General features: G+C 36.9%; 19 protein-coding genes, 4 pseudogenes and 1 riboswitch. Of the genes and pseudogenes, 13 read left to right on the forward strand and 10 right to left on the reverse strand.

Features of this window, described 5'->3' with window-relative positions:
* Nucleotides 1-327: 327 nt before the first annotated feature.
* A complete protein-coding gene (locus AC1DUW_RS09365; RefSeq protein WP_053344680.1) occupies nucleotides 328-2,223 on the forward strand; it encodes a PrkA family serine protein kinase in 1,896 nt (631 codons plus the stop codon).
* Between the two features lie 195 nt (nucleotides 2,224-2,418).
* Nucleotides 2,419-2,760 (forward strand): SCP2 sterol-binding domain-containing protein, encoded by a 342-nt coding sequence (locus AC1DUW_RS09370; protein WP_477642398.1) that lies wholly within the window; start codon nucleotides 2,419-2,421, stop codon nucleotides 2,758-2,760.
* A 173-nt stretch (nucleotides 2,761-2,933) separates the two neighbouring features.
* Here AC1DUW_RS09370 and AC1DUW_RS09375 read toward each other — a convergent pair whose 3' ends face one another.
* Nucleotides 2,934-3,143, reverse strand: a complete 210-nt coding sequence (locus AC1DUW_RS09375; protein WP_053344681.1) for a heavy-metal-associated domain-containing protein — start codon at nucleotides 3,141-3,143, stop codon at nucleotides 2,934-2,936.
* 118 nt (nucleotides 3,144-3,261) lie between these two features.
* Here AC1DUW_RS09375 and AC1DUW_RS09380 point away from each other — a divergent pair, with 118 nt between their 5' ends.
* Together AC1DUW_RS09380 and yhbH are read left to right on the forward strand one after the other, a co-directional pair.
* On the forward strand, nucleotides 3,262-3,441 hold the full coding sequence (locus AC1DUW_RS09380) for a hypothetical protein (protein WP_056530917.1): 180 nt from the start codon (nucleotides 3,262-3,264) through the stop codon (nucleotides 3,439-3,441).
* Between the two features lie 362 nt (nucleotides 3,442-3,803).
* Nucleotides 3,804-4,973, forward strand: coding sequence for a sporulation protein YhbH (gene yhbH, locus AC1DUW_RS09385; RefSeq protein WP_056530921.1), 1,170 nt, complete (start codon nucleotides 3,804-3,806; stop codon nucleotides 4,971-4,973).
* 414 nt (nucleotides 4,974-5,387) lie between these two features.
* Here the strand turns inward: yhbH and AC1DUW_RS09390 are convergent.
* From AC1DUW_RS09390 to AC1DUW_RS09405, 4 genes and pseudogenes are all read right to left on the reverse strand, one after another.
* Nucleotides 5,388-5,594: pseudogene (locus AC1DUW_RS09390) on the reverse strand (NAD(P)H-dependent oxidoreductase); the annotation flags it as partial.
* A 69-nt stretch (nucleotides 5,595-5,663) separates the two neighbouring features.
* Nucleotides 5,664-6,890 (reverse strand): CynX/NimT family MFS transporter, encoded by a 1,227-nt coding sequence (locus AC1DUW_RS09395; RefSeq protein ID WP_053344690.1) that lies wholly within the window; start codon nucleotides 6,888-6,890, stop codon nucleotides 5,664-5,666.
* A 16-nt stretch (nucleotides 6,891-6,906) separates the two neighbouring features.
* Complete coding sequence (locus AC1DUW_RS09400; RefSeq protein ID WP_053344691.1) at nucleotides 6,907-7,584, reverse strand: FadR/GntR family transcriptional regulator; 678 nt, start codon at nucleotides 7,582-7,584, stop codon at nucleotides 6,907-6,909.
* Between the two features lie 461 nt (nucleotides 7,585-8,045).
* On the reverse strand, nucleotides 8,046-9,389 hold the full coding sequence (locus AC1DUW_RS09405; protein WP_477642405.1) for an amino acid permease: 1,344 nt from the start codon (nucleotides 9,387-9,389) through the stop codon (nucleotides 8,046-8,048).
* Nucleotides 9,390-10,162: 773 nt separating this feature from the next.
* On the opposite strand from AC1DUW_RS09405, the pseudogene AC1DUW_RS09410 reads away from it, so the two are divergent.
* The 5 genes and pseudogenes from AC1DUW_RS09410 to AC1DUW_RS09430 all read left to right on the forward strand — a co-directional run bounded on the left by AC1DUW_RS09410 (nucleotide 10,163) and on the right by AC1DUW_RS09430 (nucleotide 13,911).
* Nucleotides 10,163-11,556: pseudogene (locus AC1DUW_RS09410) on the forward strand (spore germination protein).
* 31 nt (nucleotides 11,557-11,587) lie between these two features.
* Entirely contained in the window at nucleotides 11,588-12,040 is a 453-nt protein-coding gene (locus tag AC1DUW_RS09415; RefSeq protein WP_477642399.1) for a Ger(x)C family spore germination protein, read from the forward strand.
* A 62-nt stretch (nucleotides 12,041-12,102) separates the two neighbouring features.
* Nucleotides 12,103-12,784 (forward strand): annotated as a pseudogene (locus tag AC1DUW_RS09420) (Ger(x)C family spore germination C-terminal domain-containing protein).
* A 24-nt stretch (nucleotides 12,785-12,808) separates the two neighbouring features.
* Entirely contained in the window at nucleotides 12,809-13,633 is an 825-nt protein-coding gene (locus AC1DUW_RS09425) for a GerAB/ArcD/ProY family transporter (RefSeq protein ID WP_477642400.1), read from the forward strand.
* The gene (locus tag AC1DUW_RS09430; RefSeq protein WP_477642401.1) at nucleotides 13,516-13,911 is read left to right on the forward strand and encodes a GerAB/ArcD/ProY family transporter; all 396 of its coding nucleotides are present in this window, start codon (nucleotides 13,516-13,518) and stop codon (nucleotides 13,909-13,911) included. The genes AC1DUW_RS09425 and AC1DUW_RS09430 overlap by 118 nt, the downstream gene beginning before the upstream one ends.
* On the opposite strand, the gene AC1DUW_RS09435 is transcribed toward AC1DUW_RS09430, so the two are convergent.
* On the reverse strand, nucleotides 13,906-14,133 hold the full coding sequence (locus AC1DUW_RS09435; RefSeq protein WP_053344693.1) for a YczF family membrane protein: 228 nt from the start codon (nucleotides 14,131-14,133) through the stop codon (nucleotides 13,906-13,908). The genes AC1DUW_RS09430 and AC1DUW_RS09435 overlap by 6 nt on opposite strands.
* Nucleotides 14,134-14,388: 255 nt before the next feature.
* Here AC1DUW_RS09435 and AC1DUW_RS09440 point away from each other — a divergent pair.
* Nucleotides 14,389-14,502 (forward strand): annotated as a pseudogene (locus AC1DUW_RS09440) (YjcZ family sporulation protein); the annotation flags it as partial.
* Between the two features lie 122 nt (nucleotides 14,503-14,624).
* Here the strand turns inward: AC1DUW_RS09440 and AC1DUW_RS09445 are convergent.
* The 3 genes from AC1DUW_RS09445 to AC1DUW_RS09455 form a co-directional block, all read right to left on the reverse strand.
* A complete protein-coding gene (locus tag AC1DUW_RS09445; protein ID WP_157444081.1) occupies nucleotides 14,625-14,798 on the reverse strand; it encodes a hypothetical protein in 174 nt (57 codons plus the stop codon).
* Between the two features lie 119 nt (nucleotides 14,799-14,917).
* The gene (locus AC1DUW_RS09450; RefSeq protein WP_477642402.1) at nucleotides 14,918-16,315 is read right to left on the reverse strand and encodes a cytochrome P450; all 1,398 of its coding nucleotides are present in this window, start codon (nucleotides 16,313-16,315) and stop codon (nucleotides 14,918-14,920) included.
* Between the two features lie 423 nt (nucleotides 16,316-16,738).
* On the reverse strand, nucleotides 16,739-16,879 hold the full coding sequence (locus tag AC1DUW_RS09455; protein WP_152952234.1) for a hypothetical protein: 141 nt from the start codon (nucleotides 16,877-16,879) through the stop codon (nucleotides 16,739-16,741).
* A gap of 157 nt (nucleotides 16,880-17,036) precedes the next feature.
* A riboswitch (cyclic di-AMP (ydaO/yuaA leader) is annotated at nucleotides 17,037-17,179 on the forward strand.
* A 151-nt stretch (nucleotides 17,180-17,330) separates the two neighbouring features.
* Between AC1DUW_RS09455 and AC1DUW_RS09460 the strand changes: the two genes are divergently transcribed.
* The 3 genes from AC1DUW_RS09460 (at nucleotide 17,331) to AC1DUW_RS09470 (ending at nucleotide 21,177) form a co-directional block, all read left to right on the forward strand.
* A complete protein-coding gene (locus AC1DUW_RS09460) occupies nucleotides 17,331-19,157 on the forward strand; it encodes an APC family permease (RefSeq protein WP_053344694.1) in 1,827 nt (608 codons plus the stop codon).
* Nucleotides 19,158-19,521: 364 nt separating this feature from the next.
* Entirely contained in the window at nucleotides 19,522-20,376 is an 855-nt protein-coding gene (locus tag AC1DUW_RS09465; RefSeq protein ID WP_477642403.1) for a RhaT/GlcU family sugar-proton symporter, read from the forward strand.
* 15 nt (nucleotides 20,377-20,391) lie between these two features.
* On the forward strand, nucleotides 20,392-21,177 hold the full coding sequence (locus AC1DUW_RS09470; protein WP_053344696.1) for a glucose 1-dehydrogenase: 786 nt from the start codon (nucleotides 20,392-20,394) through the stop codon (nucleotides 21,175-21,177).
* A gap of 229 nt (nucleotides 21,178-21,406) precedes the next feature.
* Here the strand turns inward: AC1DUW_RS09470 and AC1DUW_RS09475 are convergent, their stop codons facing one another.
* The gene (locus AC1DUW_RS09475; RefSeq protein ID WP_477642404.1) at nucleotides 21,407-21,952 is read right to left on the reverse strand and encodes an NADPH-dependent FMN reductase; all 546 of its coding nucleotides are present in this window, start codon (nucleotides 21,950-21,952) and stop codon (nucleotides 21,407-21,409) included.
* Between the last annotated feature and the right edge of the window lie 165 nt (nucleotides 21,953-22,117).

Raw genomic sequence — 22,117 nt, forward strand, 5'->3', positions numbered from 1 at the left:
TCGTCATACCCAGCAGTGAAGATAGCGGCTAGAAATGCAATAGCAACTGCAATGATAATAACTGTGCCCATGTTGTGACCTCCCTTTACCCATATTGTCCCACTTAAGTATAGGCTTAGTATACCCTAATTTTTAGCAGGAGTGCACGCAATTTTTCTTGTCGGGTGATTTGTCATTAATTGTTCAAGTTTAAAGCCTTTCTTAAACAGAGAAAGTCTAGGGGTATCCGAGACAATTGCACAACCTCTTTTTAAAGTCTGACATGTTTGTCAGACTTGGCGCATAGATTTAAGTATTCTCTGAAAGTGACAGGGGGAGGTTCCTGAAATGGATATTTTAAAGAAAATCGAAAAATTTAGAGAAGATGAACAGAAGCTGAAGTGGGAAGGTACCTTCGCAGAGTACTTAGACATCTTGAAAGAAACACCATTGGTTGCACAATCTGCTCATTCACGTGTATACAACATGATTAAAGATGCAGGGATAGAGGAAGTAAATGGATCAAAGAAATACAATTTTTTCAGCGGCCAGTTGTTTGGTCTAGAGGATTCACTGGAAAGACTTATCGAGGAATATTTTCATCCGGCGGCTAAGCGATTGGATGTACGTAAACGGATCTTGCTTTTGATGGGTCCAGTCTCAGGTGGTAAGTCTACGCTTGTTTCTTTACTGAAGCGGGGACTTGAAAATTATTCGTTAAAAGATACTGGAGCAATTTATGCAATAAAGGGATGCCCGATGCATGAAGATCCACTGCATCTCATCCCACAGTACTTACGGCAAGATTTTTTTGAGGAATATGGCATTCGAATTGAAGGTAACCTATCGCCGCTGAATGTTATGAGGTTAGAACAGGAGTATGGAAGCAGGATTGAAGATGTGATGGTCGAGCGTATTTTCCTTTCAGAGGATAAGCGTGTTGGTATTGGAACATTCAGTCCATCTGATCCTAAGTCACAGGATATTGCTGATTTGACAGGCAGTATCGATTTTTCAACAATTGCCGAATATGGGTCCGAATCGGATCCTCGTGCCTACCGTTTTGATGGTGAGCTGAACAAAGCCAACCGTGGGATGATGGAGTTCCAGGAGATGCTGAAATGTGATGAGAAGTTTTTATGGCATTTGCTTTCATTGACTCAGGAAGGGAATTTTAAAGCTGGACGGTTTGCATTGATCAGTGCCGATGAACTTATCGTGGCTCATACGAATGAAACGGAGTATAAAGCTTTTATTTCCAACAAGAAAAATGAAGCACTGCATTCCCGAATCATTGTCATGCCGATTCCATATAATCTGAGGGTGACTGAGGAAGAAAAGATTTATGAAAAAATGATCCATGAAAGTGATGTTTCTGATGTTCATATTGCACCGCATACATTAAGGGTTGCGGCAATTTTCAGTATCATGACGCGTCTAAAGGACCCGAAAAAAGGCGATATCGATTTAGTGAAAAAGATGAGGTTATATGATGGAGAAAATGTGGAAGGCTTTAATTCTGCAGACATCAATGAATTGAAAAAAGAATATCAGGATGAAGGCATGAGTGGAATTGATCCGCGTTATGTGATTAACCGAATTTCGTCAACGATTATTAGAAAGGAAAATCCATCGATTAACGCACTGGATGTACTGATGTCGTTAAAAGCCGGTCTTGACCAGCATCCGTCGATTACGAATGAACTTCGAGAGCGGTATTTAAATTTCATTTCACTGGCACGTAAAGAATACGACTCCATTGCCAAAAATGAAGTGCAAAAGGCATTTGTGTATTCATATGAAGAGTCGGCGAAAATCCTGATGGATAATTACCTGGATAATGTCGAAGCATACTGCAATAAATCAAGGCTGCGTGATCCATTGACGGGGGAAGAAATTAACCCGGATGAAAAATTGATGCGGTCGATTGAAGAGCAAATCGGAATTTCTGAAAATGCAAAGAAAGCATTCCGCGAAGAAATTCTAATCCGTATTTCTGCCTATGCACGTAAAGGGAAGCGATTCGATTACAATTCACACGACCGTTTACGTGAAGCCATCCAGAAGAAGCTGTTTGCCGACCTGAAGGATGTTGTCAAAATCACTACTTCAACGAAGACACCAGACGAAAGACAGCTGAAGAAAGTGAACGAAGTCATCACGAGACTTGTTGATGAGCATGGTTACAATACCACTTCTGCCAATGATTTGCTGCGCTATGTGGGAAGCTTGTTAAATCGGTAAATCATAAAATTTTGCCCCTACCTCTAAAAGGGTGGGGGTTTTAATTATAAAAAATGAAAATAATGTCATTCATACTAGCTAATGTTATCTTTTAGCTGAAGTAGAATGAGACAACTTCATGAAGGGAAAACAAACACGTATAATGACAGTGATTTAGGAGTTTTTTGTGTAAATGCAATCATCTGAAACAGATTAATGGAGGGATTACAAATAGGTGTAATCACTGAGTTGAATGAATTAGCTGAGAAAATCAATGATAACCCAGAGCATATTCAAAACGAAAAAAATCGTGTGTATCAATTCAATATTGATGAAATTGGTCCCGTTCAACTGTTGATCAAAGATGGACAAGTTGAAGTGGTCAAAGGTACATCACATGATCCAGAAGTGACATTGAAATTATCAGAGGGAAAATTATCAAAGTTATTAAAGGATGATTTAAATACTGCCATGGCCTTCATGACAGGTGGCTTAAAGGTAGATGGAAACATCAGCCTTGCTCTGAAACTGCAGGAAATTGTAAAATGTTATAATTAAAAAATACCGAACTCTTTCAGCAGTAGAAGAGTTCGGTATTTTTATGATCAGAATTTATTTCTTACGGTAGCTAGGAAGTAACGGCTGCAAAGTAAGAAGCCAGTATAAGTTGTATAAGTGTAGCAACGCCTTAGGTCATCACCCTTACAGGATCGCAAATCAATTAGTTTTCTTTATTTGGTGACATTTAACCCATACTGTTCAATAAGTGTCACAAGTTGTCCGGGTGAAAGTTTGTCTTCACTATAATCAATTTTGATTTCCCCGTCATCAACATCGATGATCGCACGCTCTACCCCGTCCGTAGACAATAGAATGGACTCTAGATTTATTATTGGTCCTTCAGATGTTGCTTCCTTTACATAGAGTGTGGTTGTTTGCATACTCCTTTCACCTCCAAGAGATTTGTTCATATATCTTATCTATACCCTTTCTTTCCGATACATATGTAACGTTTTGGATTTGGAAATATTGGGTATCAATAAGTAGAGGTGATGGAAAATGAGTAAAGAAGAATTGAAACGAGATCATGTTCCTGAAAATAGCTCTATGGCTAAGGATTATGAGGAGATGAAAGAACTTGGCAAGCAGATGGAAAATCAAAGGACGAATGAAGAATTGAAAGAGTGGGATAAACGCCCAGGTACAGTCCAACATGAAATAGAGGAAGAAAAAGATTGAAAAAGTCCTCATCTAGAATAAATCTATCTGTGTAAAAAGGGTGTCCAGAAAGTTACTGGGGCACCCTTTTGTTGTTTAGTGAAAAACAGAAATTTTTAAGTTTGACCCTTTAAAAAATCGTACAAGATCTCATATATTATGCAATGCTTGTCTAATTTTATAGGCAATCGTCCATTATCGAATTTTTTTGTAAATTATCCTTTATCGCTGCATAAGATAGAGTAATACTTTTCTTTTAGTCCGTTGTTTCCGGACTGTATTTTATTTATGTGAAAAACCGGAATGATGTGGGCTTTCTCACACTAACTTATTATATGAAGGAATGATGAAAAGCGTGCAAACATTTATAAGGGGGGAAGAGAATGTCGGAAGAGAACAATCAACAATATGTGATTTCACAGGAAAATTGGTCCCTCCATCGAAAAGGCTATGATGATCAACAACGCCATCAGGAAAAGGTGCAGGAAGCAATTAAGAATAATCTACCTGAGTTAATTTCAGAAGAAAGCATTGTAATGTCTAATGGACGGGATGTTATTAAGATCCCTATTCGCTCCTTGGATGAATACAAAATTCGTTATAACTATGATAAAAACAAACATGTAGGTCAAGGCGATGGCGATAGTAAAGTAGGGGATGTGGTCGCAAGAGATGGCTCACCATCCGATGCCGGAGGAGGCAAAGGGCAGGGTGCAGGTGACAAGGCGGGCGAGGATTATTATGAAGCCGAAGTGTCAATGATGGAACTAGAAGAAGCACTGTTCAGCCAGTTAGAACTGCCTAATCTTCAGAAAAAAGAACAAGCGGAGCATACGCTTGAGCATATTGAATTCAACGATATTCGCAAGACAGGCTTAATGGGGAATATTGATAAAAAGAAAACCATGATATCCGCTTTCAAACGAAATGCCTTAAGCGGCGACCCAGGTTTTCATCCAATTTATAAGGAAGATTTTAAATTCAAAACGTGGAATGAAATACAAAAACCGGACTCCAAAGCAGTCGTATTGGCAATGATGGATACTTCCGGAAGTATGGGTCTATGGGAAAAGTACATGGCCCGAAGCTTCTTCTTTTGGATGAACCGATTCTTGCGGACAAAATATGAAACAGTTGAAATAGAGTTTATTGCCCACCATACAGAAGCGAAAGTGGTACCGGAAGAAGATTTCTTTTCGAAAGGGGAAAGCGGCGGTACAATTTGTTCTTCCGTATACCGAAAAGCATTAGAACTTATTGATCATAAATATGACCCTGTGAAGTTTAACATTTATCCATTTCATTTTTCCGATGGTGACAATCTCACGTCTGATAACGTTCGATGCGTAAAGCTTGTGGAAGAACTCATGAAGGTTTCCAATATGTTTGGCTATGGGGAAGTCAATCAATACAATCGCCATTCGACATTGATGACAGCTTATAAGAATATCGACAATGAAAAATTCCGGTATTATATTCTTAAGCAAAAAGCTGACGTTTTCCACGCGATGAAGAGCTTTTTTAAAGACGAAGAAAGTAAGAAGTATGCATAAAAAAGGAAATCTGTTGATCTAAATAGTTTATTTCAATTATATATAGCGATATTTAAATCAATATAGATAGTAGGTAAAAGACGTGCGGTTCACATAGTACGTCTTTTTTTAAATTTTTATTTTTTATACAGGTGAGGGAGATAAGATACAGCTAATCTAAAGAGGGAGAGTTTGCATGATCTAAGAGGAAATAGAAAGATATAGGGAAGAATATCCTCGATTTCATGTATGGTTTTTTATAGTATGGAAGTCAGATTCAAATGAGCTGACCTATTAATTTGAAAAAGTAAGAAGTTTGGCTGGTCATTGCAACATCACAGCGATATGAAATTACTTACGATTCATAAAGTGGAATTGCATAAAAAAAGTAGCCGTTGCTCAACAGGAGCAACGGCTACTTTTACATCACTGTACTTATATCATTCGTTTCGTTACTTCAATGACACGTTTTCCTAACGCTTTCCCAAGTTCTTTATCATGTTCAGTTATAAGCACATCACTTTCAACTGGACATGAAATCCCTACACCATAATAMGATCCATAAAGCGTATTTTCAGGAATATTCCCCGGTAAACCAACAATAATCATCGCTTGGTGAAGCATAAGTGTGATAAGTTTTAATAAGGTTGCCTTTAGACGCTTAAAAAAGCACGATATTTGTGCACATATCAGAAACATTTATTAAAGCGATTAATGAGTTGTTACATATTCGTTTTTTCCTGCACGCATTCCAACAATGAAAATTAGAGCTGATACTACGATTAACATTAATAAGGGAATCGTCCAACTGTGTGTAATGTCATGTAGCCCTCCAAATAATACTGGTCCAACAGCAGCTAAAAGATAACCAAATGATTGAGCCATTCCGGATAGTTCCGTCGCCTCATGGGTACTTTGTGTACGAAGACTAAAGAACATCATGGATAAACTAAATATAGTTCCGACTCCAACCCCAATCAAAATCATGCATACTGGGATAAGCAGCGTGCTTCCGTACAAAATTCCGAATATCCCTACAAAAAGAAAAATAACAGGTGGGACTACTAACAAACGCTGACTTTGTAAGCGTCCAGCTAAAATTGGCACAATGAATGTTATAGGAATGACGGCAAGCTGCATGATGGATAGCATCCAGCCAGCTTCATCAGCATTTAGTCCTTTTTGCTCCAGAATTTCTGGCATCCAGGTAATTACTGTATAGAAGATAAACGATTGCAGTCCCATGAATAAAGTGATCTGCCATGCTAGACCCGAACGCCATAAGTTAATGTTTTTTACCTTTTGAGCCGTTTGTTCATCCTTATCGGACCTGAATGGCTTTTTTAATTGTGGCATCCAAAAGAAAACGGTAATAAGAGATAAAATTCCCCAACATCCAAGGGCACCAGCCCATCCTAACCCTGATAAAGAGGAAATGGGAATACTGATACCGGACCCTATTGCACCACATAAATTCATGGAAACTGCATAAATTCCTGTCATCAAACCGATATTCCGTGCAAAGTTATGTTTAATAAGACTGGGTAACAATACATTGCCAATAGCGATGGCTAACCCAATTAAAATGGTTCCTAAAAACAATGTCGTCACTCCGCCAATAGATCGTATCCCAATCCCGACCGTTAATAAGATTAAGGAAATGAATAGGGTAAGCTCCATTCCAAAACGTCGAGCTAACTTAGGTGCAAATGGAGATAAGAGTGCAAAAGCAAGCAAAGGCAATGTTGTTAATGAACCTGATAGTGTATTGGATATTCCCAAATTATCCCGAATCGAAGTGACCAGAGGTCCTACAGATGTTAAAGGAGCTCTTAGGTTTGCCCCAATCAGAATGATCCCGATAATAAGTAGTCCAATTCTAGGTTTAAGATCTATTTTTGTTTGTTCTAGTTGATTTGCCGCTTGATGAATACCCATAATTTGTCCTCCGTACTTAAACTAAAGATTTTTTGAATTGTGCAATGTATTCATTCACTGTTTCAATTGCCCGATTTACATCTTGTTCGATGATGGCATCTACAAGGTTACAATGAATGTTCAAATGAAAGTTCCCATCTGAACTCATCTCAGCTATCTGATGGATGGAAGCATGCAAAGAATCTTCCATATGTTCGTACAAATCAATCAATAAATCATTATGTGATGAACCCATAATTGATTTATGTAACTGAATATCAGCTTCTTCGTAAGCCTTTCTATCCTTTGCTTCAGCAGCCTTACGACATGCTTCAATATGAATACTCATTTGTTCTATATCTTCTTGGTTACGTCTTAGTGCAGCTAATTGTGCTCCTTCTCTTTCAAGTGCATGACGAACCTCTAACGTCTCTAATATACCTGACTGCTGGATCCTTCTTTGAAATGCAACCCCCAGGGCACTAGATGACTTGACGAACGTTCCCTTTCCTTGTTTTGTTACTAAAAGACCTGCATAAACAAGTGATCGTACAGCTTCTCTTAATGTATTTCTACTCACATCGAACTGTTTTATCAAATCCATTTCAGGAGGAATCTGATTTCCAATCTTCCATTCGCCAGATTCGATTAACGATTCAATTTGGGAAACAACTTGTTCTACAAGTGATAAACGATTTGTTTTAGATATGGTCAATATATACACCTCAAATTTGTAGGATGATTGGTTCATTGGTTATTTTAACATACGTATGTTGAAAATATAAACAAGAATAATGTTAAAGTACGGGTATTCAAAACTTCCTTCCCCATCCAATTTCTACTTTGGCTGTATAATGGACACAATTTCCTATAAGAAAAACAATTCCTATTTAATGTTCATAACTTATACGAGACATGGAGTGTTTTTTCTCTTGTCCCCCATTACTGGGCCAAGTTTGGTAGCACTCAATGAAGATGTCCGATTAATACAGTCTTGATTATCGCAGAACTTTCTCGATGTACATAAAGCCTTTAATATTGAAGAAAAAAGCCCTGAAATCAAAAATTTCAGGGCTTCATTCTTATAAGGTACCTTATGTTAAAACTAAATAAGGAATTATAAAAAAGTCTGGGAATTAAATTCCCAGACTTAATTGTAATTCAAAAGAAGTATGTCTATTTCTTAGCTAATTTTTTTTGTTTGACTATAAAAGAGAGCAGGATAAATACTGCTACAGTTACAAGACATACAGTGGTACCAATTATATTTTGTTTATTAAAGATAAAAGCAATAAAAATAAAGCTTAAAGCTATGATCGCAAATATAGTTGTATATGGGTACCATTTTACCCGGAAACCTGGTTCGTCAGTGTATTGTTTACGGAGCTTCAATTGCGCAGAACATATACTGATCCATAATAATAAAACGGTAAAGCCAGGGATAGCCATTAGATAGCTTAATATCAGATCGGGAGTCAAATAGGATAAAAACACACCAACTAATATACATAATGTAGTTAAAAATATTCCATTAAGTGGGATACCCTTTTTGGTTGTTTTTATAAATACCTTAGGGGCTTCTCCGTTCTGAGAAAGAGTAAACAATGTTCTTGATGTAGCGTATATACCTGAATTTGCAGCTGATAAGACAGCTGTTAATAGAACGAAATTCATAATATCAGCAGCTCCTGGAAGTCCTGTTAAGCTGAAAACCTGAACGAAAGGACTCTCTTCAGTACTTACTTGGTTCCAAGGTATTACTCCGCAAATAATAAGAATTGGCAAGACGTAAAAAAGGATTACCCGCCATACTGTTCCTTTAATAATTTTTGGTATAACTCGCTGACTATCTTTTGTTTCTGTGACAGCTACACCAATTAATTCAGCACCCCCATATGAAAACATTACAACTAAAAGTGCACTTAACATGCCTCCAATTCCTTGGGGGAAAAAGCCACCATGTTCCGTATAATTAGAAAATGAAGCAGAACTAGGGAAAATTCCTAGCAGGATCAAAGCTCCTAAAATAATAAAAGCAATTAAAGTTATTATTTTAATACCTGCAAACCAAAACTCGAGTTCTCCATAGTATTTTACTTGAAACAAATTTATTCCTATTACTACTGACGCGCAAAGTATACTTAGTAGCCATAATGGTAAAGAGGGAAACCAGTATTGTAAAAAGCTTCCGGCTGCTACTATTTCTACAATGATCACGATAATCCAGTTAAACCAATAGAGCCATCCCACAATAAAGGATAATTGAAACCCAAAAGCTTTATTTATAAGATGTTGTACGTTCAAATTGGGAAAAACGGTTGCCATTTCTCCTAAAGCTGCCATTACAATAAATAACAATAGGCCCCCTATTAAATAGGCTATCACAACACTTGGACCAGCCATATTTAATGTATCTGAGCTCCCCTTAAAGATCCCTGTTCCTATCATTCCTGCTAATGCAATAAACTGGACATGTCTTGGCAATAAGCCCCTTTGTAAATCATGATGAGTCTTTTCCATGATATTCATGCCTTTCTTCCGTTATTTTAATAAAATATTATTTTAATAAAAATCAAAGGATTCTTCTGTGATTAAACGCTTTTGTGTACTAAAGTAACTATATTAATATATCATAATTCAGAATAATGTCAATTTATGTAGGGGAACAGAAAAATTATATCTTTAACAGGAGAGAATGATTGTGGATATTATTTAAACATTTTTTGATACTTATTCTTATAAAATGTCATTTGTTAAAGTTAATTTATTTTTGTATTAGAATCCTTACTTTTGAAGAGCCTATTTTTCAGGAAATAAATGTTGTGAGGAACTAACTACTGAAAATACTTATATCTAGATTCCCGTTCATATAAGTACATCTTTGTAAACAAAGAACTCAAATTTCAATATGAGGAATTTGGGTTCTTTACTCTTTATAATTTCGATAAAGGAATTCTTCCTATTTTAATAACTGGTTGATTTCCTTTTTTTATAAAATCACAATTTTTCAATTACTTGTATCATAACCACACCTATACATTTCTTAATCGGATCTAAGCACTAAAAATAAAGAGAGTAATTTTCAATATTTTTCTCTGTAACCTTTTTATACATATTTCTAAAGTAGATACAAACAATAAAATCAATCATTGCTGAACGAACATATTCATCTAAATGGGGGGAGGGAAATGCGAAACAGGCGTTCTCTAATAAAGTCTAAAGAAAAACATTCAACAAATCGTATAACAGTAAGCACCTTATACGACGATGTGAATGAAAATGTAGTGAGAGTAATGAATGAACTTGGACACAGTTCAGATTTGACTGTTCGAGTGATTGAGTCTCCACACCAAAAAACGTTACGAGCAGCTATTATTCATCTTGATGGATTAGCTGATGATAGCATCATAAATGAAAACATAGTGGACCCGTTAATTCAGTGGTTAAAAGAAAATGATCAAGTGTTGACGTTCAAAGAAGAACAAACAAGCCACATTTTCACTGTATCTCAATTAACCGTAGTAGAAAATTGGCAGGAATTCGTGTCAGCGGTTTTGACAGGGGATACGGCAGTACTGCTGAATGGAAGTCCCAAAGCAATCATTGCCAGTACGAAAAAAATGCAATCCCGAGCGATTACAGAACCGTCAAGTCAAACGGTCATTAGAGGACCAAAAGATAGTTTTACGGAGAATTTAAGAACCAATACGTCTTTAAAACGGGCAAGAATTCAGAATCCTAATGTACGCTTAGAAAGCATGAAAGTCGGAAAGTCACTCAAACCGATGTAGGGATTATTTACATTCAGGGAATTGCAGATGAGAGCATTTTACAGGAAGTTAAAGAACGATTAAAGGGTATTGATATAGATGGTGTTCTTGAATCAAATTACATTGAGGAATTTATTCAAGATGATGGAATGACTATTTTTCCGCTACTTTTAAATACGGAACGACCTGATGCCGTCGTAGGGAATTTATTGGAAGGACGAATTGCCATCATTATTCAAGGAACACCTTTTGTTTTAATCACCCCTGTAATATTTTCTCAATTTTTCCAATCTCCTGAGGACTACTATCAAAATCCTTATACTAGTTCCTTTTTAAGGTTGTTAAGATTTGGAGCCTTTATTCTTTCGATATATGCTTCTGCTATGTATTTGGCACTGATTACCCATCACCAGGGGCTTATTCCAACCACATTAATAGTTAGCTTAATGGAACAAAGAGAAATTGTTCCTTTTCCGGCGATTGTCGAAATATTAGTGATGGAACTGGCGTTTGAGATGTTGCGTGAGGCAGGAATTCGAATGCCAAGAGCGATCGGACCAGCTGTATCAATTGTAGGGGCACTTATTTTAGGGCAGGCAGCTGTTGAAGCGGGATTTGTGTCAGCAGCAGTGGTCATCATTGTCGCCGTTTCCGCTATCAGCAGTTTTACATTGCCCAATACTAGTATTGTTAATGTGACTCGCGGATTACGCTTTATCTTTATTATGATTTCAGCATTTATTGGCTTGTATGGAATTTTGCTTACCACCTTATGTATCTGGCTTCATATGAGCAGTCTGAGGTCTTTTGGTGTACCGTATTTTGCTCCTTTTGCTCCTTTTCGTTTAAAGGAGCAAAAAGATGGTTTTTTTCGTTTCCCTTTACCATCACTTTTGAAAAAATCGTCAAACAAATAAAACTCGGCTAAAGACGAATGAGGACAAAAAAATGAAAATTAATAGTTCACTTTTATGGATCACAGCCATTTGTTTATTGATTTCAGGATGTTCGAATTATCGAGAATTAAACCAGCTAGGGGTCATTACAGGGATGGGAATTGATCAAAACGACGATCCAGAACAACCGTACAGAGTAACATATCAAGTCATTAATCCGAGCGGGATATCTCAAACCGGTTCTTCAGGAGGTCAGGGTCTCGCTATCATCAACTATACGATAACGGCAAGAACGATGCAGGAGGCTTTTGGAAAGGAATCCGCCGTTATTCCGAGAGAAAATATGATTTCACATCTTTCGCTCAATGTTATAGATGAAGAGTTAGCACGAAATGGTATTGATTTATTATTTGATGCTTTTGATAGAGGCAAAGGTGCACGGACAAGTATCCCCATTTTTATTGCGCGCGGGAAGACTGCTGAGGATGTGATGTGCTTAGTGTAATTGAACCACTTGAGATTACTCCGGGTAAAAATATCGTAAGCACAACTAAAAATAATCAACAAATGCATGGATCATCTAGTGAAGTGTTAGTATATGAAGCCATTTCAGCGCTTTTGAGTGAAGGTAAGGACGTATTACTTCCCGGAATTAGTATAAGGAATGATTCAAAGAAGGCGAAGCAAACAAGCAATTTTGAGACGACAACCCCAGCTATTTTAGAGGCAAAAGGATTAGCCATATTTAGAAAAGGAAATTTGGTGAGATGGTTAGATGGAGAAACCGCCCGAGCTGCTAATTTCGTTACATCGGAAATAAATAGGACCCCAGTTGTGTTACCTTGCGGTGATAAGAGGAATGTGACGATCAACGCTATCGGAGTAAAAAGCAAAATAAAAACAGATATCCATCATGAACAACCTGTCATTCACACAAGCTTGAACGTGATGGCTGAAACGGTAGATACATCATGTGAACTGGATTTAAGTAATACTAAGTTGTTAAAAGAGTTCGAAAAAAATGGAAAATAAACTAAAAAAGCAAATTAAAAAGACCATTAGCATCGCTCAAAAAGAAAAGGCAGACATTTTCGGTTTTGGTGATGCCCTGTCTCGAACAAACCCGGATTATTGGCGTCAGCATAAAAAAAATTGGGATAACCTATTTTCAGATGCGAAGATATCGATGAAGGTCAACGTCAATGTAATAAATTCCGGAATGCGAATGGAACCTTATGAGCCGAAATAAATGAAATGAGGAGATGAGAAGTCATTGGTCAAAATAAAAATTGATGGATTTCAGTTATTTTGTATGATGGTAATTTTTATGTTTGGAAGTAATATACTGCTAGATATAGGGAAGGGTGCCAAGCAAGATGTCTGGATTGTGACTCTTTTATCAACCCTTATCGGATGTGTACTGTATTTAGTGTATATTTCCTTATATAAGAAATATCCTGACATACCAATGACCGGCTATGTCCGTAAAATCTGGGGCAAATATGTAGGTGGTGTCATCAGTTTTTGCTATATTATCTATTTTGTTTATCTTGCTTCAAGAGTATTACGGGATTTTGAAGAATTATTAATTAGCTCCACTTATAATCGTACATCCATTATAACGCTAGGGATATGCATGACACTTGTTTTAATTTATGGAGTTCACCTAGGGCTGGAAGCCTTCGCACGAGTAGCATGCTTATGTTTCGGCGTTATTGTTCTGACCCTTTTGGTTCTGAATGTTGTGTTTGTATTGGGCGGATATATAAAGTTGGAAAATCTACAGCCTGTATTAGGCAACGGATGGAGAAAGGTATGGAAAGAGTTGTTTCCTACTGGTATCACCGTACCTTTTGGAGAATTGATTACGTTCACGATGATTCTTCCGTATTTGAATAAAAAGAGTCAGGCTGTAAAAGTTGGCCTATCAGCTATTATAATAGGTGGGGTTTCCTTAACCATTAATTCGATTATTCTTTTGTGCGTACTAGGCCCAGATGCCGTATTCCGATCTATTCCCCTGCTCTTTCAGCAGTCAGTTATATTAATATCGTTGATTTTATTGAAAGATTGGATCCGTTCATCCTTATTCTACTAATCATTTTAGGTTTCATTATAATATCCATCTTTTTCTTTTGTGCCGTGATTGGAGCAACCGATTTATTTCAAATGAAACCTTCCTCTATATCCATTTATGTGATTGGCGGTGTTATTTTCTTCTCTTCGCTTATGATTGCCCCTAGCTATCAGGCTCATATAGATGAAGGACTCAAAATTGTTCCTTACTTGCTGCATCTACCTTTGTTTATAGGAGTCCCCATTCTATTATTGATTACAGCATATATAAAGCAAAAAATAAAACCAACAGTTTCATGAAGAGGGAGGCTGTTGGTTTTTTATGGCTGTGAAGATACTCAAAAATAGAAAGAAAAAAATGAATGAAAAGAGGAGAAAGTAATCTTCTCCACGAGCGACTGTGAAATATTGTTTAATGTTATAGAGAGATTGGAACATATTCAAACCCTGTAAGTTGTCAATGACCATAATAAGTAAATATGTACCTAATAAAATTAATAAAACTGGAAGCATTTTGGCCATCCTATCACCTTCAATCTTTTCTTAAAGTGCGGTTAAACAACTGAAAATATACAATATATAAGTGAGACTATAAAAAATAAAGCTGATACAAAATAATTTTCATCCTATTCAATATTCAGTGAAGATCATGAAATAACTAATTATAAGACCAAAAAAAGTTAAATTGTATTATTGCTGTCATTTTCCTGACTAGTGCATAAGATGAACTAACCCATTTAAGTTCTTCTATAAAAACAAATAAGGAGATGTTTCTATATGTCAGGTTGTGAGTCAAGTTGTGACGGCGGATTTGGATTTGGTGGAGGTTTCGCCTTTATAGTTGTTTTGTTTATATTGTTAATAATTGTTGGAGCTAGCTTTTGTGGTGGTGGATACGGTGGTGGATATGCCCCGGTTCAAGGATATGGCGGCTACTGCTAAGAAAATAAAAAAAGCCGACCTTAATAGGGTCGGTTTCTTCTATAATTATTTAAAAAAACTGTGAGGCTATTCTATTCACTCTCACATAATGTGGAGAAAGAAAGTGGATGTAGGTAATCGGTGTCCTGCACCTGTTCACTATCCTGTAGAAATTCTAAATAACCGGCAAATACCTGTGAAGCCATCCCTAGATAGTGCATTTCAGTGTGGATGGTACCCATCTTGTGTGAATGAAGCATATACATTTTCATCCCTCCTTTTGTAATTCAGATGTCCACCAAAATAGGTCCGGCTCTTAAAAAGTTAATAACAGGCCTTATCAGCAGGAGGAAAGTTTTGTTCATGTAATACATTTTATATTCATTTAAATGTCAGAAGCTCCAGGTTGGAACCCTTCTTCATTTCTTTCTTCTACTATCATGCGCAATCCACGCTTTGGTCTGAGTGTAAGGGTTGTAATTGGTTTTACTTCATGATGGTCCGGTGCTAGCCTAATTCTATATCGTTGAGCAATACACGCTAGGACAAGCACAGCCTCCATCAATGCAAAATGATTACCAATACAAACTCTTGCCCCCCCGCTAAACGGAAAGTAAGCGTACGTAGGTAAAGTTTTCAAATAGTTGTTTTCAAATCTTTCAGGAATAAAAGAATCTGGATTATCAAAATACTCCGGCTTGTGCTGCATCACATATGGACTTAGCAAAAACATATCGCCTTTTTTAAAATGATGCCCACCTATTTCCACATCCTCCTCCGCTTCCCGTGAAATGATATAGACTGGCGGGTATATGCGAAGTGATTCCCTGATAATATTTTGTGTGTATGTTAATTTCATGAAATCGTCAGGCGTAGGAGTACGGTTGCCTATTACTCTATCTATTTCATTGAAAAGTTTAGTTTCCACTTCTGGATTCTGTGAAAGAAAGTATATGGCCCAGGAAAGCGCATTTGCCGTCGTTTCGTGACCGGCAATGAAGATGGTCATTAGTTCATCGCGTACCTGCTGGTTTGACATACCTAAGCCGTCCTCATCATCTCGAGCCTCCATTAAAATTCCAAGCATATCTTCATGTCTTTCTGCATCTTCCCTACGTTTTTCGATAATGCTATAAATCACTTTATCAAGTCTTTGTATCGCATTTTTATATTCACGGTTGCTTTTAGTTGGAACCCATAAGGGTAATTGAAGAAGTGTTCTCATCCTTTTGACGGAAAGTCTCAAGGCTGCTTCCATCGGTTCTCCGACCACATCATACCCATCTTTGAAATCCATGCTGAACATGGTCTTGCTTATTATCCCAAGGGCGATATTCATCATATCTTTCGTAATAATCCGTTCTTTCTCATTTTCCCAAGTTGAAATATAGTCCATTGTTATATCAATCATATCCTGGGCATAATTGCTAATATGGGACCTTTTGAAGGAGGGTTGAATAAGCCTTCTCTGGCGCCTGTGAACGTCTTTTTCGCTTGTAAGAAGTCCTTCATCACCAACGAGTGGTTTTATAGCATTGCTGTCCTTAGATTTGACGAAGGATTTTTGTTTCGTTACAAGTATCTGCTTTATTAGTTCCGGGTTTGAAATGAGGTAAACATTTTGGAAAGGTCCAAAACGGAATTTTGCAACGTCTCCATATTCTTTTGATAAACGGGTAAGAAAGCCAAGTACATCTTTTTGAAACTCCTTTGTATGGCCAGAAATTAGTTTTCCATTTGGGACCATTGGAGAATCATATAAAACTTCATCAGTTTCACTCAATGTTGTTTTCTCCTTTCGGTAATAATAATTTCTTGTAATCATTCTATGAGAAAAAACTATATTGGTTTGGACAAGTTGTTAAAAGAAAGAGCACATAATTTTTAATTAGTTAATCATAATGAATGAATATACGAGTCCTAAAGGGGGAGGAGAGATTACTAGATTTCTATTCTTACTCAACTAAAAATAACGTTTTCTCTATAAGTTGAGTATAGAAAATAACAAATCGTGAGAGCGTATTTTGAGCTGATAAGAAACCACAAAGAGGAGAGAAGTACAAATGATAGTTCCTAATTTACTGGTAATAAACAGGTTAGGAATGAAAGGTGTCTAGTGTAAAAAACTCTGGGTGAGAGGAACCCAGAGTTTTTTTGGGGGATATTCAGAAAGGAAATTCCTTTTGTTAATAAATGAGAGAAATATTCAGCTTCGTTCGTCCCTATTTCTATTATGGTGCTGATCATTTTTTTCCTTTGCAGGACCACCATATTGTTCGTTAATTTCTTTAGCCACTTGATCTAAAAACTCATCAGATATGATTGGGTTATCAGTTTTTTGGGGCATGTATTCTGTTCTCTCCTTTCTTGGTACTAATGTGTCTTAATCACTAATGAAGTATTTGTTAACAACATAACCCCTCTAAGAAAAAATTATTCTTTTTGTTTGCAAAATTTTCATTTACTTTTCCGAATCACGGGAGTATGATAATCAACAGTTTCATATTTCTAAATCGCTGAAACCTTATGGTACGGGGGAACCGTTATAAGGATTGTTTTCAATCCAAGGGGTGAATCCTTTCTAGGTAGGGCTACTCAAAGGTCCGAATCCGACAGCTAACCTCGTAAGCGTTATATGAGAAGGAAGGTGGAGCTTGTGAGACAAAAAAATGATGTCTGCAGGTCTATTTAACTATGACTTGTGGGCATTTTTCTATTTTATTCTTGTTTTTTTCGTGAAGTTTTTTTCATATAACTGGGCAAAATAAACTTAATTTGAAAAATGGCGGTGATTCTAAGTGTTATCTTCTATAAAGAGGTTCTTAATAGGTCGGCCTCTAAAATCTACTGCATTAGGTGACCAAAAGCTTAACAAAACAAAAGCTTTGGCCATATTATCTTCTGATGCTTTGTCTTCCGTTGCATATGGCCCGGAACAAATTTTAATTGTTTTAATTACAGTGGGTTCCGCAGCATTTTGGTATTCCATTCCTATCGCCATTGGTGTATTGATTCTGTTAATGGCTTTAATCTTGTCCTATAGACAAATTATCTTTGCTTATCCTCATGGCGGGGGAGCATACGTGGTTTCAAAAAACAATTTGGGTGTGAATCCTGGGTTGATAGCTGGAGGATCTTTGTTAGTCGACTATATCCTAACTGTGGCTGTAAGTGTTTCTGCGGGTACAGATGCCATCACATCTGCTTTTCCCAGCCTACATTCATATAATGTGATTATTGCTATAATTTTTGTAATTCTTCTTACCATCCTTAACCTAAGAGGGGTAACAGAGTCGGCTTCCGTATTAGCCTATCCAGTGTATCTATTCGTTTTAGCGTTATTCATTCTGATTGGTGTAGGTGTATACAAAATTTTGACTGGTGAAGTTTCCCCTGACTTACATGCATCAATCGGAACACCAGTAGCAGGGATCAGTTTATTTATACTTCTAAGAGCTTTTGCATCAGGTAGCTCTGCATTAACAGGAGTTGAAGCGATTTCCAATGCGATTCCAAACTTTAAAAATCCAGCGCCTAATAATGCTGCAAAAACATTAATAGCTATGGGTTCCTTACTTGCTGTGTTATTTACGGGTATTGTATTCTTAGCCTATTATTTAAGCATTGTTCCTAGCGCAGAGGTAACTGTTGTTTCACAAATTGCTGAAGAGATATTTGGACGCAATTTTATGTATTACTTTATCCAAGGTACGACAGCATTAATATTAATCCTTGCTGCCAACACTGGCTATTCTGCTTTCCCTTTGCTTGCGGTAAATCTTGCAAAGGATAAATTCATACCTAGGGCGTTTACAATTAGAGGAGACCGATTAGGATATTCCAATGGAATTATCATACTAGGACTTGCATCAATCATCTTAATAATCGCATTTGGAGGACATACAGAAAATCTTATTCCCCTTTATGCGGTAGGGGTATTTATTCCATTTACGTTGTCCCAGACCGGGATGATTGTTAAATGGATTCGCGAGAAGCCAAAAGGATGGATGATGAAGTTAACCATTAATTCAATTGGTGCCCTTATTAGCTTTATCGTCACGATGATATTCTTTTTAACAAAATTCACTCAGGTTTGGCCTGTTTTGATTTTTTTACCTATCATCATTGTTATTTTTCATCGAATTAGAAAGCATTATGAAGCAGTTGGTGACCAACTTAGGATTACAACTTGTGAGCCTATCTTACCAATAGAAGGGAATATCATTATTGTACCTGTGGCTGGTATAACTCATGTGGTTGAGAACTCCTTAAATTATGCTAAATCTCTTTCAGCACATCAGGTTATTGCCGTTTATGTTTCTTTTGAAAGAGAAGATGAAAAAAAATTCGAAGAAAAATGGAAGAAGTGGCAACCAGATGTTAGACTTGTGACACTAAACTCTTATTATAGGAGTATCATACAGCCATTAACTAAATTTGTAGATACGGTTGAACATAAAGCGAGGGAATCCAACTATAAAGTTACGGTAATAATCCCTCAATTTATTCCGAAGAAAGGCTGGCACAATATTCTTCATAACCAATCAAGTTTACTGATTAAGGCCTACTTGCTTTATAGAAGGAATGTAGTTGTTACGACTGTACCTTATCATTTGAAGAAATAAAAATATATAAAAAGTGATTTCATAGACAGCCTTACTTTGCTGTATTCTCTACAGAAAGAGCAAACCTTAACTGGGTTTGCTCTTTCTTCAATTTACGCTCTATATTGAGAAAAAAGGGTTGCCGCTGGCAATCCTTTTTATGTTGGACAATGTTTCTGAAGTTGAATTTGTCTATCCTTTTGAGTTCATCATTATCATTCATTAGATTAAATGGTTATTAGATAATCAAAATCCAGTAACCCTCTAAGAAGTTTTCATTGATAAAATTACCATGGCTCAATTTCCTTAATGAGAACATATTAAAAAAAGACAAAATAAAATTTTCTGATTTTATGTTTTGAACATACATATGTGGGGGTTGAAGATGGATATATTATTAGCTCTCTTACCGGCACTATTCTGGGGAAGTATCGTTTTATTTAATGTGAAACTTGGTGGTGGTCCCTATAGTCAAACGCTCGGTACAACGATTGGGGCTTTGATTTTTTCTATTGGGGTTTATTTTTTCGCGGATATCAAGTTGTCACCTCTAGTTTTTGGTGTGGGGTTTGTTTCAGGACTTTTTTGGGCTGTTGGACAAGCTAATCAGCTCAAAAGCATTGATTTAATGGGTGTCTCTAAAACAATGCCGATTTCAACGGGATTACAGCTGATTTCTACTACTTTATTTGGAGTCATTGTTTTTCACGAATGGTCTACACTGAAAGCGGTTATTTTAGGCGTACTGGCTTTAGTATTTATTATCATTGGAATCATATTGACCTCACTGGAAGATAAAGAATCAAAAGAGAGTAAATCGGGAAACTTGAAAAAGGGAATCGTTATTCTACTTATCTCAACATTTGGTTATTTAGTTTATGTGGTTGTTGCACGTCTTTTTGATGTTAATGGCTGGTCAGCATTGTTTCCCCAAGCAATCGGGATGGTGGTAGGTGGCTTATTATTAACGTTTAAACATAAGCCGTTTAATAAGTATGCAATTCGCAATATCATTCCTGGAATAATATGGGCAGCAGGAAACATGTTTTTATTTATATCACAGCCTCGTGTGGGAGTCGCTACGAGTTTTTCCCTATCTCAAATGGGCATAGTCATTTCAACTCTCGGCGGGATCATCATTTTACGTGAGAAGAAAACAAAGCGCCAATTAATTGGAATCGTTATTGGAATTATCTTGATTATTATAGCTGGGGTTATGCTCGGCTTCGCAAAAAGCTAATTGGAGGATGATAGAATGTATACAGATTTAGAAGGCAAGGTCGTTGTGATAACTGGTTCATCTACTGGTTTAGGAAAAGCAATGGCCATTCGCTTTGCTCAGGAAAAGGCAAAGGTCGTGGTTAATTACCGTACTAAATTAGAGGAAGCAGATAGTGTGTTAGAAGAAATCAAAAAAACTGATGGGGAGGCTATTGCAGTAAAAGGTGATGTCACCGTTGAAGAAGATGTAATTAATCTTGTGCAATCAGCCATAAAGGAATTTGGAAAACTAGACATTTTCATTAATAATGCAGGAATAGAAAATCCAGTTCCTTCTCATGAGATGCCCTTAAGCGACTGGAACCGGGTAATTGATACCAATTTAACCGGTAATTTTTTAGGTTGCCGTGAAGCCATCAAGTATTTTGTAGAAAACAACATTAAAGGAAATGTGATAAACATGTCCAGTGTACATGAGAAAATTCCTTGGCCTTTATTTGTTCACTACGCGGCAAGCAAGGGTGGTGTGAAGTTGCTTACGGAAACTTTGGCGTTAGAATATGCGCCAAAAGGGATTCGTGTAAATAGCATTGGTCCTGGTGCAATAGCCACACCAATAAATGCCGACAAGCTTGAAGATCCTGAAAAGAAAAAGGATCTTGAAAGTATGATTCCGATGGGGTACATTGGAAAGCCTGAAGAAATCGCTGCGGTTGCCGTATGGCTGGCATCTTCGGAGTCTAGTTATGTTACGGGCATCACCTTATTTGCTGATGGGGGCATGACGAAATACCCTTCATTTCAAGCAGGAAGAGGATGAAGGCATCTCTTGAATCATACATTTCTTAATAATGGTTTTAATAGGTTTTATCATGGACATGTTAGTCTGCTCTTCTTTAATAGGGTAGAGGATTTAGTAGGCAATTAGTTCAAAAAGAGTGAATCTGCCTCACAACTTATACTAGTCGAAGAAAAGTGTCGTTTAATGAATAGGTTAGACGCACAAAAAATCCTAGTAGGATCATTCCTACTAGGATTTTTTAGCTAAATTAACGATTATGATGATTAAACCAGGTAATGAAGTTATCAACGACCGTATCTAAAAACTGAACAGTCGGTTCATGAGTAAGAGTACCTTCTTTATCGATTTTTTCATGAACTGCTCCAACATACACTTCATTTCCAGGAAGCAGAGGAGAGGAGATACCTAGAGCAAATAGAATTTCACGCAAATGTAATTGGGCTTTAACTGTTCCTAAATGTCCCATGGACGCACCCATGATCCATGATGGTTTACCAATCATGACTTTATCTACACGTGATAACCAATCGATAACATTGCCTAATACGCCTGGAATCGTTCCATTGTATTCAGGAGTTACCCACAAGACTGCATCTGCATTGGCCACTTTGCTTTTAAATTCTTTTACCACTACAGGAGGGTCGATTTCTATATCTTGGTCATAAAAAGGCAAATCTCGAACGTTTAAGATTTCAAGTTCAAACCGTTCTTGATATCGAGTTTGAATAAATTTAGCGAGCTTTAGGTTATAAGATTCTTTACGAATACTCCCTACAATTGCAACAACTTTCATCTTCATTACCTCCGAGTATTTATTTGTATTTTCCATTCGTGTTAATTTGTTCCACTTTGATATTATAATTGTTATTTTATTGAAAGGGAAAAAGGATGCTTATGAAAACTCAAATACTTGTACTACTTCGGAGTATTGTGACCACTTTAAATCAGTGTTGCATTC

The sequence above is a fragment of the Peribacillus sp. P4_C12 genome (genome assembly GCF_056402095.1).